Annotated in this window: 11 protein-coding genes; 3 read left to right on the plus strand and 8 right to left on the minus strand. The window is 67.9% G+C overall.

All coding sequences use genetic code 11. The features are described from left to right. Positions 1 to 75 precede the first annotated feature (75 nt). Positions 76 to 1,962, plus strand: coding sequence for a serine/threonine-protein kinase (locus IEY60_RS02525; protein WP_189023363.1), 1,887 nt, complete (start codon positions 76 to 78; stop codon positions 1,960 to 1,962). Positions 1,963 to 1,978: 16 nt separating this feature from the next. On the opposite strand, the gene fadD11 is transcribed toward IEY60_RS02525, so the two are convergent. From fadD11 to IEY60_RS02560, 7 genes are read right to left on the minus strand one after another with little or no spacing between them, the layout of a single operon-like run. Beyond that, the gene (gene fadD11 / locus IEY60_RS02530) at positions 1,979 to 3,778 is read right to left on the minus strand and encodes a fatty acid--CoA ligase FadD11 (protein ID WP_189023365.1); all 1,800 of its coding nucleotides are present in this window, start codon (positions 3,776 to 3,778) and stop codon (positions 1,979 to 1,981) included. Positions 3,779 to 3,799: 21 nt separating this feature from the next. Beyond that, positions 3,800 to 4,732, minus strand: coding sequence for an alpha/beta hydrolase (locus IEY60_RS02535; RefSeq protein ID WP_189023367.1), 933 nt, complete (start codon positions 4,730 to 4,732; stop codon positions 3,800 to 3,802). Next, the gene (locus tag IEY60_RS02540; RefSeq protein ID WP_189023369.1) at positions 4,729 to 5,610 is read right to left on the minus strand and encodes a short-chain dehydrogenase/reductase; all 882 of its coding nucleotides are present in this window, start codon (positions 5,608 to 5,610) and stop codon (positions 4,729 to 4,731) included. Before IEY60_RS02540 ends, IEY60_RS02535 begins: the two co-directional genes overlap by 4 nt. Continuing rightward, positions 5,610 to 7,061 (minus strand): flavin-containing monooxygenase, encoded by a 1,452-nt coding sequence (locus IEY60_RS02545; RefSeq protein ID WP_189023370.1) that lies wholly within the window; start codon positions 7,059 to 7,061, stop codon positions 5,610 to 5,612. The genes IEY60_RS02540 and IEY60_RS02545 overlap by 1 nt, the downstream gene beginning before the upstream one ends. A gap of 2 nt (positions 7,062 to 7,063) precedes the next feature. Continuing rightward, on the minus strand, positions 7,064 to 8,572 hold the full coding sequence (locus tag IEY60_RS02550) for an aldehyde dehydrogenase family protein (protein ID WP_189023371.1): 1,509 nt from the start codon (positions 8,570 to 8,572) through the stop codon (positions 7,064 to 7,066). Positions 8,573 to 8,599: 27 nt separating this feature from the next. Beyond that, positions 8,600 to 9,661 carry a PDR/VanB family oxidoreductase gene (locus IEY60_RS02555; protein ID WP_189023372.1) on the minus strand — a complete coding sequence of 354 codons (1,062 nt, stop codon included), beginning with the start codon at positions 9,659 to 9,661 and terminating at the stop codon, positions 8,600 to 8,602. 8 nt (positions 9,662 to 9,669) lie between these two features. Continuing rightward, on the minus strand, positions 9,670 to 10,563 hold the full coding sequence (locus IEY60_RS02560; RefSeq protein ID WP_189023373.1) for a metal-dependent hydrolase: 894 nt from the start codon (positions 10,561 to 10,563) through the stop codon (positions 9,670 to 9,672). A gap of 97 nt (positions 10,564 to 10,660) precedes the next feature. Here IEY60_RS02560 and IEY60_RS02565 point away from each other — a divergent pair, with 97 nt between their 5' ends. Then, a complete protein-coding gene (locus IEY60_RS02565) occupies positions 10,661 to 11,275 on the plus strand; it encodes a TetR/AcrR family transcriptional regulator (protein WP_189023374.1) in 615 nt (204 codons plus the stop codon). 30 nt (positions 11,276 to 11,305) lie between these two features. On the opposite strand, the gene IEY60_RS02570 is transcribed toward IEY60_RS02565, so the two are convergent. Beyond that, positions 11,306 to 12,517: an oxygenase MpaB family protein gene (locus tag IEY60_RS02570; protein ID WP_189023375.1), complete on the minus strand. Its 1,212-nt coding sequence runs from the start codon at positions 12,515 to 12,517 to the stop codon at positions 11,306 to 11,308. 75 nt (positions 12,518 to 12,592) lie between these two features. Between IEY60_RS02570 and IEY60_RS02575 the strand changes: the two genes are divergently transcribed. After that, a complete protein-coding gene (locus IEY60_RS02575; RefSeq protein WP_189023376.1) occupies positions 12,593 to 13,216 on the plus strand; it encodes a TetR/AcrR family transcriptional regulator in 624 nt (207 codons plus the stop codon). Positions 13,217 to 13,309 lie beyond the last annotated feature (93 nt).

Raw genomic sequence — 13,309 nt, forward strand, 5'->3', positions numbered from 1 at the left:
GGGGGCCACCGCTGTGTCGGCGTACGCCGCGATAAGATTGATCATGCCTCGGAGTTCGCCTCGGAGGGGTGTGCGATGACCGAACCGGCAGAGGATGCCACGGCTGCTGTCGATCCGCGGTCGATCGCGTCGGTCGCCGGTGAGGAGCTCGAAACCGGAGACCGGATCGACGACTTCGACTTGCTGCTCGAGCTGGGCCACGGCGCGTTCGCCAGGGTATTCCTGGCGCGGCAACGCTCGATGCAGCGACTGGTCGCGGTGAAGATCTCCGCCGACCACGGCACCGAACCCCAGACCCTCGCCCGGTTGGAACACGAGTACATCGTTCGGGTCTATGACCAGCGTCTGCTCCCCGACCACGCGATGAAGCTGCTGTACATGCAGTACCTGCCGGGCGGAACGCTGGCGTCGGTGCTGGACCGGGTCCGCGAGACCGCCCCGGAACAACGCGGCGGACAACTACTGCTCGACACCGTCGACGACGCGCTGGCGGACAAGGGCGAGATCCGTACCTCGGGCGCCCGGGTGCGTGAGGAGATCGCCGCCCTGTCGTGGCCGGAGACGGTGGCCTGGCTGGGCCGCCGACTCGCCGAGGCGGTGGACTATGCCGAGCGCCGGGGTGTGCTGCACCGCGACATCAAACCGGCCAATGTGCTGCTCTCCGCCGACGGTGTGCCGAAGCTGGCCGATTTCAACATCAGCTTCAGCGATCACCTCGCGGGCAGCAATCCGGTGGCGTACTTCGGCGGATCCCTCGCCTACATGTCTCCGGAGCACCTCGAGGCGAGCCACCCGGCGCTGCCCGGCACGGTCGACGACCTGGATACGCGTAGCGACATCTACGCCCTCGGCGTCATGTTGTGGGAACTGCTGACCGGGCGGCGACCCTTTCCCCAGATCGACGCGAAAGATTCGCAGGCAGCCGTCGAACAGCTCCTGGAACTGCGTCGCCGTCCGATCGCGCAAGAATTCCTGGACGACCTCCCCGCCGACTGCCCGGCCTCGCTGCGCCGAGTACTGCTGACATGTATGTCGCCGAAACGGGAGGATCGGTGGGCCCATGGCGCGGAGCTGGCTCAGCAATTCGAGCTGTGCCTCGACCCGCGTGCCCGGGATCTGGTCGACCCGCCACAGCGCAGCCACCGACCGACCGGTCCACTGTGGCCGATCCCGATCCTGGTGATCGCGATCGGAGTGCCGAATATCGTGGCGGCCGGGTACAACTACTACTACAACAAAACGCTCATCGTCAGTACGCTCACGACCGAGGCCCAGTATTCGTTCAACTATGTCGCCGCGATTCTGTATCCACTCGCCATTGCGGTGGCCACAGTGATGATTCTCTACGTGGCGCGCCGCCTCATTCTGGTACTCCTGGGTTTACGTCTCGGACGCAAATTCTCCGATGAGACTCTCACTCGAGCACGGATCGATGCGCTACGCCTCGGCAACCGGGTGGCCGGGATAGCTTTCGCGTTCTGGGCTCTGGGTGGCGTCATTTTTCCGTTGCTGCTCAATCTGATTGCCGGCGGGGTTCCAGGTGGCACCTATGCCCATTTCCTTCTGTCGGTGGTCGTGTGCGGCGCGATCGCCGTGGCGTATCCCAACTTCGCGATCACCTGGTATGTGGTGCGGAACCTGTACCCCGTTTTCCTGGTGCACGGACGATCCGACGCCGCCGATGTCGAACACCTGCGCCGGCTCGCCGCGCGCACCGGCTTCTACCTCACGGTCGCGGCCGCGATACCACTGGTGGGCGTCACCGGTATCACCTTCCTGCCCGGGACCGCGATCGATTCCATTGTCTGGGCGGTCCGCATACTGTGCGTCGGCGGCATCATCTGTTTCGTAGTCGCCTACTTGTTGTTCGGCATCATCAAGGAGGATCTCGCAGCGCTGGAACGCGTAGCGACCGCGTCCAGCATCGCCTCGACCACCCAGTCGCCTTCTGCCGACGACTAGCTCGCCACCACTCCGATCACGCGGGTTCCTGGACGTAGTCGGCAGGGTTCTCGGCGTACAGTTCGGCGATCTCGGCCGCGTACTTCTCGGCGATCACCTTTCGCTTGAGCTTCATGGTCAGCGTCACCTCGTCGCCGCCGGCTTCCCAGAACACCGGCAGGATCCGGAATCGCTTGACCTGTTCGACCCGCGAGAGTTTCGCGTTGCCCGCGGCGATGCCCGCGGCGATCTGCTCGAGCACCTCGGGATTCGTGGCCAGCGCGGCGGCCGAGGCATCGGGGAGATTGTGCTGTGCCGCATACGGTTCGGCGCTTTCGGCGTCGAGCACGATCAGGGCGGTGTTGTAGGGCAGTGCGTCGCCGATCGTGGCCATGGCACCGATCAGCGGGGTCGCCGCCTTGATGGCGTGCTCGATCGTCGTCGGCGACATGTTCTTGCCCGCCGCGTTGATGATGAGTTCTTTCTTGCGGTCGACCACTCGCAGGTAGCCGTCGTCGTCGACGGTCACCACGTCGCCGGTGCTCAACCAGCCGTCGGCGTCGACGGCTTCGGCGGTCTTCTCCGGCTCGCCGCGGTAGCCCTTCATCACCAGCGGGCCCCTGACCAGCAGTTCACCGTCCTCGGCGATCCGCGACTCCATGCCGGCCAGCAGTCGCCCGACCGTGCCGAGCCGGGTGTCGTTCGGATGGCTGACGCTACAGATGCACGACAGTTCCGACATGCCCCAGATCTCGGAGATCGGCACGCCGAGCCCGGCGAAGAAACCGAGCGTCTGCGGCGGGATCGGCGCGGCGCCCGACAGCGCGAAGCGCAGGCGATCGAAGCCGAGCTTGGCCCGCAGTGTCGACAGCACCAGTTCGTCGGCCTTGGCCCATTCGGCGGCCACGTCGTCGGGGATCGGCTGACCGGCCAGCTGGTATTCGCTGCGCTTGGCGCCCACCGACAACGCCCACTGCATGCCCTGCCTGCGCGTGTCGTCGGGTTCGTTCGCGACGACGAATTCGATGGCGGCCTTCAGCTTTTCCCACACCCGCGGCACCGCGCCCCAGATGGTCGGGCGCAGGTCCGCCAGCGCGGCGGCGATCAGCTTCGGGTCCGGCACCGCGGTGACCTGCGTGCCGAACACTTCCTGCAGGTAGAGCGCGGTGAGCCGGTCGGCGATGTGCGCACTCGGCATGAACGAGGTGATCGAATCGCCGAACTCGAAGCCGAGCACATCGCCGAGGCCATAGGCCTGGAACATCAGGTTCGCATGCGTCGTCTCGACGCCCTTGGGGTTTCCGGTGGTGCCCGAGGTGTAGATCAGGGTCGCCACATCGCCCGGCTCGACCGCACGCCAGGAGGCGTCGAAATCGAAATCGGGTGCGCCACCGGCGATCATCTCGGCCACCGGCACCGTGCCCTCGACGGTGTCGTCGATACAGACGATGTGATCCAGCGGCACTCCGCTGTCGCGCAGCCGCGGTACATACTGCGCCTCGCAGATCACCACGCGCGCACCGGCATTGCCCAGGACGTGCGCGAGCTGTTCGGCGGAGAGAGTGTTGTAGACGGAGAACGACGTCGCGCCGACATGCTGGGCACCCACTTCGAGGGGGTAGAACTCGACGCGGTTGCTCATCATCAACGCGACGGTGTCGCCGCGGCGCACGCCGAGTGCCGCGAGTCCGGCCGCGGCGTCTCGCACGCCGGCGGCGTATTCGCGCCAGGTCAGGGTGTGGGCGTCACCCGGGGTGCGCAGTGCGACCGCGTCGGGATCGATGGAGGCATTGTACTGGAATGCGGCACAAAGGGTTTCGAAGCGAGGCGTCGACATAGTGTGGTGTGTCTTCCGTGTTCAGACCGCGGTGGCGGCTTCGGTATCGAGGAGAGAAGTGATGAATCGGCCCGCGGCGCCGAAGGCGAACCGGGCCTCGGGCGCGAGCGCGGGCATGACCTGGAATACGTGCATCTGATCCGGCCACACCTGCAGTTCGCACACCGCGCCCGCCTGGCGCAGGCGTTGCGCCAGTTCGACAGCGTCGGCGGCGAAATACTCCGCGCTACCGGTCTGGATCAGGGTGGGCGGCAACTCCGTGCCGTGCTCCGGCCGGAGTTCGAGGTGTTCGCTCGTGAAGTGGGCGACTGCTTTGGCCGAGAGCGTGTAGGAGATCACCCCGTCGCGGTTTCGGTTCCCGGTGTGGGCGATCCGCAGCCCGAGGTCGGCCATCGGCGAGAACAGCACCAGCCCGCCCGGCCCGGGAATTCGCATGCGGGCGTTGGCGAAAGCGAGGTCGGCGGCGAGGAATCCACCGGCCGAATCGCCCGCGACCACGATCCGGTCCGGCGAGTATCCGCGCCGCAGCAGCCACCGGTACGCGCGCGCCACGTCCAGCTGGGCGCACGGGCTCGGATGTTCCGGCGCCAGGCGATAGTCGACGACGAACACGCTGGTGCGGGTCGTCGTCGAAAGCCGGGATGCCACACCGCGATACGCCGCGACCGACCCGGCGACGAACCCGCCGCCGTGCACGTACAGGATCACCGCATCGGCACGGGTGGCTTTGGGGCCGGTGACGAACTCACCGTGGACCGTGCCGTCGTCGACTCGATCCACCACCGTCCCGATCAAGCTCGGCCCGACGACCCGCATCGCGGCATCGATGGCAAGGCGGGCCATCGACAGTGTCGTGGTGTTGACCGGGATCGCGGCCGCCAACGGCCGCACCGTCCGCTCCGCCACCAGCCGGGCGGCCCTGGTCCGCAACGAACCCCGCGCGCTCGGCGTCACCCGAGGGTCCGTTGCTCGACCCGCTCGAGCAGGTCCTTGACCTTCGCGCTGCCGGCGAGCTGTGCGTCCAGGACCACGTTGACCGCGCCGCGCAGCAGCGCGTACGGCTCCCACCCGCTGGGGGCGATGGTCCGGGCCGCGCGCCGCCCGATGCCGTCGGCGATCACGGTCGCGGCGTGCGCGGCGGTGATCCGGACGTTCAGCGGCCAGGGCAGCATCTGGTCCAGTTCCCGGCCGAGGTCGTCCTGGTCGAGCATGGCGTGGGTCATCTCGGTCTCGACGACACCGAAGTAGGCCACCCCCGCGCTCGCCCCCGCCGCGGCGAGTTCCACGCGCAGCGCGCGCCCGAACTGCTCGACGGCGGCCTTGCTCATCATGTACGGCGACCCGGCCATACCCGGCGCGAACGACGCGCACGACGACACGACCACCACGTGACCACGCGCCGCGACGATGTGGTCCAGAGCCGGATGCACGGTGTTGAAACAACCGTCGAGGTTGATCGCCATCACCCGGTCGAAATCGCGCGGGTCCATCGTGCGCACGGTCGCGGGTTTCGGCGTGACCCCGGCATTGGCGACCACGACGTCGAGGTGACCGAAAGTGTCCATGGCGAGATCGGTGGCGGCCACCATCGCCGCGCGGTCCCGGACGTCGGCCGCGATCGCCAGCGCACGTGACCCGAGACCCGCGGCGGCGGCTTCCGCGGCGATCGCGTCGACGTCGACGACGACCACGAAAGCGCCACGGGAATAGAGAATCCCGGCCAGCTCGCGCCCGATCCCCTGTCCTGCGCCGGTGATCAGGACCACCTTGTCGCGCACGTCGTAGGACCGCCGGGCGAACAGGCCGACAGGATTGAGCGAGGTGAGGTCCATCAGGCACTCACCTCGTAGGACTCGGCGTCGAACGCACTGGTGCGCTTCCGGTACTCGAAACTCCAGTTCGGATAGAGACCGGCGTTCTGCCCGTCCGGCGTCGTGTAGTAACTCTCGCAACCACCGGTGAGCCACACCGTGGACGCGCTGCGCCGGTGCATCTCCTCGATGAACTCGTCCTGGGTCTGCTGCCGGACCTCCACCCGGTGAGCGCCCTTGTCGCGCAGGGTCTTCAGCGCGTCGACGATGTAGGCGACCTGGGATTCGATCATGAAGACCGCCGACTGGTTGCCTGCCGCGCCGAACGGCCCCAGGGTGAGGAAGAAGTTGGGGAACCCGGCCACCGCGGTGCCCAGGTAGGTCCGGCGGTGCTTGCGCATGAGGTCGCCCACGGACGCCTCGCTGCCGACGATGCGGTCGTAGACCGACGGCGCCGGGTCGAACCCGGTGCCGTAGATGATCGTGTCGACCGGGATCTCGGCTCCGGCTCGGGTGACGACGGAATGCGGGCGAACCTCGGCGATGCCGTCGGTCACCACCTCGACGTTGTCCTGGTCGAGGGCGGGCAGGTAGGCGTCGGAGAAGATCGCCCGTTTGCAGCCGATCATGTAGTCCGGCGTCAGCGTCCTGCGCAGCTCGGGATCGCGCACCTGGCGGCGCAGCTGCCAGCGTCCCAGCAGCTCGTAGGGGTGCCGGAAGCGGTTGTCGACGAACCCGACCAGGCCGAAACCCTCGATCGCCGCGTACCACGCGCCGCGAACAGCCTTGCCCGCCAAGGGAAGCTTGCGCAACAGCAAACGCTCCGCCCCCAGTGTCGGCCGATCCATGCGCGGGATGATCCACGGCGCGGAACGCTGGAAGACGGTGAGCGCGGCCACCTTCGGCTGGATCTCCGGCACGAACTGCACCGCCGAGGCTCCGGTGCCGATCACCGCCACCCGTTCACCGGTGAGATCGTGTTCGTGGTCCCAGTGCAGGGAGTGGAATGTCTTGCCCGCGAACGTGTCAAGGCCGGGCAGTGTGGGGTACTTCGCTTCGGCGAAGACTCCGGCGGCCGAGATCAGGTAGTCCGCGGTGAGCGCACCCTGCGAGGTCTCGATGTGCCACAGCGAGCGTCGCTCGTCCCAGCGGGCCTCGAGCAATTCCGTATTCAGCCGGATATGCCGGACGACATCGAATTTCGTCGCCACCGAACGGATATAGGCCAGGATCTCGGACTGCTTGCCGTAAGTCCGTGACCACTCCGGATTGGGCGCGAACGAGTAGCTGTAGAGCTGCGAGGGCACGTCGCACGCGCACCCCGGGTACGTGTTGGCCTGCCAGGTCCCGCCCAGATCCGCGGCGCGTTCGAGGATGACGAGATCGTCGAAACCGGCCTCGCGCAATTTGATCGCGAGTCCGATGCCGCCGAATCCGGCACCGATCACGACGATGTGACGGTGTTCGGTCATGGTTACCGGTTCCTTCCGTGCAGCTGTGTGACCAGGCGATCCACGAGGGCGTCGGTGGTCTTGCTGCGAGTGAACGTGGTCAGCGCCAGTGGCAGCGAAAAGCGCTGGCGCGTGGTCGCCTTGGCGTAGGTGAATTCCTTGAGACCGTCCGCACCGTGGACACGGCCGAAGCCGGAGTCACCGACCCCGCCCAGCGGCAGGCTCGTGATGGTGGCATGGGCGACATAGGCATTGATGGACGTGCCGCCCGCGCGGATCCGGTCGGCGATCTGCCTGCCGTTGTGGCGCGAGAAGACGGTGCTGCCCAGACCGTAGGACCCGGCGTTCACCCGCTCGATCGCCTCGTCCATGTCCCGCACCCGGGCGACGGTGAGGGTCGGGCCGAAGGTCTCCTCGGTGACGGCGGCGGCTTCCTCGGGGACATCGACCAGGATGGTGGGCTGCACGAACTGTCCGTCGATCGCGTCGGCACCGCCAAGCAGTGCCCGCGCGCCGCGCGCGAGCGCGTCCTCGATGTGGTGGCGGATGATCGCGATCTGCTTGGGCATGGTGATCGGCCCGATCTTGGCCGCGCCGGTACCCGCACGCAGATTCCGCGCATGGGCGACGAGTTTCGTCAGGAACTCGTCGTAGACGTCGGTGTGGACGTACACCCGCTCCACGCCGAGGCAGGTCTGGCCCGCGTTCGACATCCCGCCCCACACCGCGGCATCGGCGGCCGCGTCCAGGTCCGCGTCGGCATCGACGATCAACGCATCTTTGCCGCCGAGTTCCATCAGCACCGGCGTCAGCGTCTCCGCGCACGCGGCCATGACCCGCTTGCCGGTGGCGGTGGACCCGGTGAACCCGATCTTGCCGACACCGGACCGGCACAGGGCGGCCCCGGTCTCCCCCGGACCCGTGATCACCTGGAACACCGGCTGTTCCGGAACGACCTCGGCGAACCGCTGCGCCAGCCACAGCCCTACGCCCGGCGTGAACTCGCTCGGTTTGAACACCACGGCGTTGCCCGCGGCCAGGGCGAACGACACCGAACCCAGCGGCGTGAACACCGGGTAGTTCCACGGTCCGATCACGCCGACCACTCCGAACGGGCGGTATTCGAGCGTGCATTCCTGGTTCACGGCGAGCAACCCGGGCCGGACCGAACGCGGGCCGAGTACCTGCCGCGCGTTGTCGGCCGCCCAGGCCAGATGTTCGAGCGCCATGGCGATTTCGAGCCGGGCGTCCGAGAGCGGCTTGCCCATCTCTTGATGAATGATCCGGGCGAGCTCGGCTCGCCCGCTGACGATTTCGCCCCGCCAGGCATCCAGCCGCCGGGCCCGCTCGGTGAATCCCAGCCCCGCCCACCAGTCCGCTGCCCGGCGCGCGTCGGCGACGGATGCCTCGACCTCGGCCGCGGCGAAGACCGGATAGCTGCCGACCACGGCGCCGGTCGCCGGCGAGATGACGTCGAATGTCGACTCGGTCCGCGTGTGCACAGGTGCCGAAGGAATTGTTGTGCGTCCCATGGACGACCTTTCTCGTTCGTGCCCTACTCAGAGATCGAGTACGAGGGATTCGCCTGCTGCGCGCGACACGCAGGTCAGCATGTGGCTGCCACGCTCGGCATCGAGGAGCTTGCGGTCGCGGTGATCCACTCGACCGGCCAGGACCCCGACCTTGCAGGTGCCGCAGAAGCCCTGTCGGCACGAGTACACGACGTCCGGCTGCACCCGGGTGATGGCGGCCAGCGCGGTTTCGTCCGCCCCGACGCGAACCGTGGTCCCCGAACGGGCCAGGGTCACATCGAACTCCCTGCCGTCGACCACCGGCGGCGCCGAGAAGCGCTCGGTGTGCAGCGAACCCGTCGGGTTCACGGCGAAAGCATGGCGTTGCGCGGCGTCGAGCACAGGCGGCGGACCGCAGACATAGATCGCCGCACCCGGTTCGGCTCTGCCGAGCAGTGCGCCCACATCGGGGGTACCGAACTCGTCGTCCGGGCGAAGGTCGACCCAGCCGCCGCCGAGGGTGACCAGTTCGTCGAGGAACGGCATGGTTTCCCGCGAGCGGCCCAGGTAGATCAATTTCCAGCGCGCCTGCGCGCGGACTGCGGCCCGGACCATGGGCAGGATCGGCGTGATCCCGATCCCGGCCGCGATGAACAGATACGACGGCGCGGCGATGAAGTCGAATGCGTTGCGCGGTCCGCGAATTCGAAGGTCGTCGCCCACTGCCAACCGGTCGTGGACTTCGAGCGATCCGCCCTCACCGTCGGCGATGCGGCGGACCGCGATCCGGTAGCGGCGGCGGTCCTCAGGGTCACCGCACAGCGAGTACTGGCGCTGTTTGCCGGAGGGCAGCACGATGTCGAGGTGCGAGCCGGGCCGCCACGGTGGCAGGGGTGCACGGGTCGGCGAGGTCAGCGTCAGAGCAACAACATCCACTGCGACCGGATCGATCCGGGTGATCGTCAGCGGAATCTCGAAACCGCTGTGCCGCACCGGATTCGGCCGCGAGATCAAGCCGGCGGCGCGACCCTCCACGAACAGGTGCCGGTAGCCGTCGGCCACGGCGCCCAGCGCACGCAGCGCGGCCGGCGGGGTGTATTGCTCCACCATCGCCGCCGTCACTGCTCGGCCGCACGTGCCGCGGGCGAATGCGCGAGGTAGCGCAACGCGCGATCCATCGGCCCCAGCTGTGAGGGATGGAAGCCAGGCCGCAGGTAGCGCGGGATCTCGCTGATGAACAAGCCGAAGTTCGGCACGATGCCACGGGCGGTCGCCCGAGCCAGCTGCACCGGCCAGAACGGACCCTTCCGCGGGGCAGGGTCTTTGGCGTACAGGTAGGCCGACGACACCAGGAAGGTGGCCAGCAGCGTCGCACTGGCGGCCACCGCCGTGCGCGCTTTGCGCGCATAGCTGCCGTCGACATACATGTAGGCGTCGTAGACCACGCTGCGGTGCTCGACTTCCTCGGCGCCGTGCCAGCGGATCAGATCGAGCATGGTCGGATCCATGCCCAGGTCTTCGAACTTGTCGTTCTCGAGCAGCCACTCGCCGATGACGGCGGTGTAGTGCTCCATCCCGGCGAACAGCGCCAGCCGCTCCTTGAGCCATTCCTCCTTGGCCCGGCCGGTCAGGCCGTGGTCACCGAGGATGCGATCGACGAACCAGGCGAAGGTCTTGATCATCGAATCGACGTCGAGGCCGATGGACTGCAGATGATCGCGCGCACCGGCGTGACTGCTGGCGTGCATCGTCTCCTGACCGACGAAACCCTGCACCTCCTCGCGCAGCCGCTGGTCGTCGATATAGGGCAGCGCCTCGGCGAGCGCCTGTGCCATCGCGCGCTCGCCTTCCGGCAGCACCAGGTGCATGACATTGATGACGTGGGTCGCGAAGACCTCGCCGGGGATGTAGTGCATCGGCACATCACCGAAGTCGAAGTGCACGTCCCTCGCATGGATCGCGTGCGCTTCCTCGCGGTGATGACGCCTCGTTGCGTCAGAGGAGTGAGCCATGCCTCAACCGTACGATGCAACACAAATGATTGCAATGTTGCAGCGACAAATTGTGCAGATCTGTTGCATCGGCCCGGTGGTTGATACCGTGGTCCACATGACCGCCCCGCCCGTCACCTCGACGAACACACCGGAAACCGACGATTCCGCGGCGGCGCGCATCCTCGATGCGGCGCTGATCCAGTTCGAGCAGGTGGGCGTCAAGAAGACGACGATCGAAGACATCGCCCGTCAGGCCGGCGTCGACCGGGCCACCGTGTATCGCCGGGTCGGCTCCCGCGACGACGTGGTCACCGCCGTGTTCGCCCGCGAAATCGCCCGGGTACTGACCGACCTGCAGAGCCTGCCGAGCAAGCACGACAACCTCGACGACCTCGTCGCGGACATCCTCGTGACCGTCGTCGGCCGGTGGCGCGCGCACCCGCTCGTCCAGCGCCTCCTGGTGCTCGAGCCCGACCGCGTGATGCCGCACCTCACCACCGACAGCGCGCCGACCATCGCCACGTCGATCCTGACCACCGAGTCCATGCTCCGCGAAGCGATCGCCGCCGGAATGCTGGCCGAGCCACCGGACCTGCTGGCCCGCGCCGAAGTCCTGTGCCGCATCGTGCACTCGATGATCCTGGCGCCGTCCGGCCTGCTCCCGCTCCACACCGACGAAGAACTCGACGCCTTCGCCCGCGCCTACCTCGTACCGGTCATCACCCACTGACCGCCTGGAGATAGCCCCCCAGGGACCGACCTAGGCCGCGTGGGTGAGTCGCGCGGCGGCCGCGCCGACGGTCGGTCCGGCGCTGACCAGCGTGCGCATGAACCGATCCTGTTCGCGCGCACCGCGAGTCGCCGCGCGGTCGAGCCCGCCGGGAAGCAGGCGGGTGGCCGAGCGCACCACGTTGGTGGGGATCCGCAGCGCCGGGTACCACGGCACGATCACCGTCGGCAGCCCGAGCGCACGCATGGTGTGGCGGCCGAGGAAGGTCCCCGTCACCGACAGATGCTGGGCGTAGGCGAGGCGACGCCGGATCGTGGGCAGCCGGTCGTAGTTCCACGACAACGGATCTCGTGACATCGGCACCGCGAGTTGACGGGTCGACTCGTCGGGGTCGGCCAGGGCGGACAGCGTGTGCACCAGCACGCGCACGCCGTCACGGAAGGAGCGCGGCAGCCACTGGTCCTCGACACCGAGCAGCCAGCCGACGTAGCGGACCAGGTGCGCGATCGCGTCGGTTTCGGCGGGGGTGAGCAGCAGGCCGAGCCCCATCCCGCCGATCGCCGGTGCGATGAAGGCGCCGACCAGGGTGGCCGCCATGTCGGTCTGGTTGATGGGCAGGCCCCAGTCGTCGGCCTGCCAGTCCGGCATGGCCGCCACGTGCCTGCGGACGAAGGCGTGGATGAGCCGCACCCGGATCGTGGACTGGTACCCCAGACCCAGCGGGGACAAGCCATCCTCGGACAGGACGTCCATCGCCCACTGCATCGTCTCGGCCCATCGCTGATTGGAGCCCTTTTCCAGTGCTCCCGTGCGCAACAGCGTCTTGTTGAAGCCGGAGAACTGGTAGCCGCCCAGCATGGCGACATCGCGCGCGATGTACATGCCGTCGGATCCGGCGGTGAGCATGACCTTGGCCCCGCGCACGAGTTTGTCGTGATCGACCCAGGCCGGAACGGTCTCGACCGCGGCGAAGAACTCGCGCAGCGGTTCGGGCGCCTCCGGAACCTCGGCGATGCCGTGGGTGAGCGCTCGATCGAACAGCGGGCGCATCCGCTTCGTGCCCGCGGTGACCATCCAGTCGACCAGCCGGTCCATCGGGTCGTCGCCGGCGAGCAGGCCCTCGCCGAGCCGCTGCCATTGCACCGGGTCGGGGGCCCCGACCCCCAGCATCGCCGCGAAGCCGCCGACGACTGCCGGGGCGCGGTGGGGCCGATCGGGATGACGGGTGGGAACGGTGGCCATCGACACTCCTCGTTGAGCGACGCAAACTGGATAACGAATGATATCCAAAGTAGGTCGGCTGCTAAAGTCCTGTCAATGGCGCGCGCAGAGGTGGTCCGGTCCTACCGGGGAATCAGCGCGGCGAATCGACGCGACGAACGCCGCGACAAGCTCCTCGCCGCGGGTCGGCGGATCTGGGGCGAGGCAGGCCTGTCCGACGTCACCGTGCGCCGCGTGTGCGCCGCGTCGAGCTTGACGCCGCGCTACTTCTACGAGCACTTCGCCACCAGGGACGCGCTGATCCTCGCTGTCGCCGAGCAGGTGCACGAGGAGCTGTTCACGACCATGGTCGAGGCCAGTCAGGCCGAGCCGGGTGGACTCAGGCGCAAGCTGCTGCGGGCACTGACGACCTACCTCGACGCGATCGCCGACGACCCGAGCGTCCACCGCATCCTCACCAGCGACGCGCACGGTGTCGCCGGACTCGAGGAACTCCGCGCCCGCGCCGTCGGCATCGTCACCGATCTCGTGGTGCAGTACAGCGCGGAGTTCCTCGACGACCCGGCGAATCCGGAGATCCGGCGCAGGGAAGCGCTTTTCGTCGTCGGCGGGGTCAACCAGCTCGTCGATACCTGGCTGCGCGATCCCGGCCAGTCGACCACCGAAGTGGCCACGCTCTGCACCGAGCTCGCCCTCGCCGTGGTGAACAGGTCCGCCTGACCCGGTCGTCCGACACCGCCATCCTCGCCGAGGCGATCCGATTCACCAGGGAAGTGAAAGTTTGATCTGCCTCCTCGCCGCCACGGCAGTGCC

The organism is Nocardia rhizosphaerihabitans (assembly GCF_014646295.1).
GTDB classification, from domain to species: Bacteria; Actinomycetota; Actinomycetes; order Mycobacteriales; family Mycobacteriaceae; genus Nocardia; species Nocardia rhizosphaerihabitans.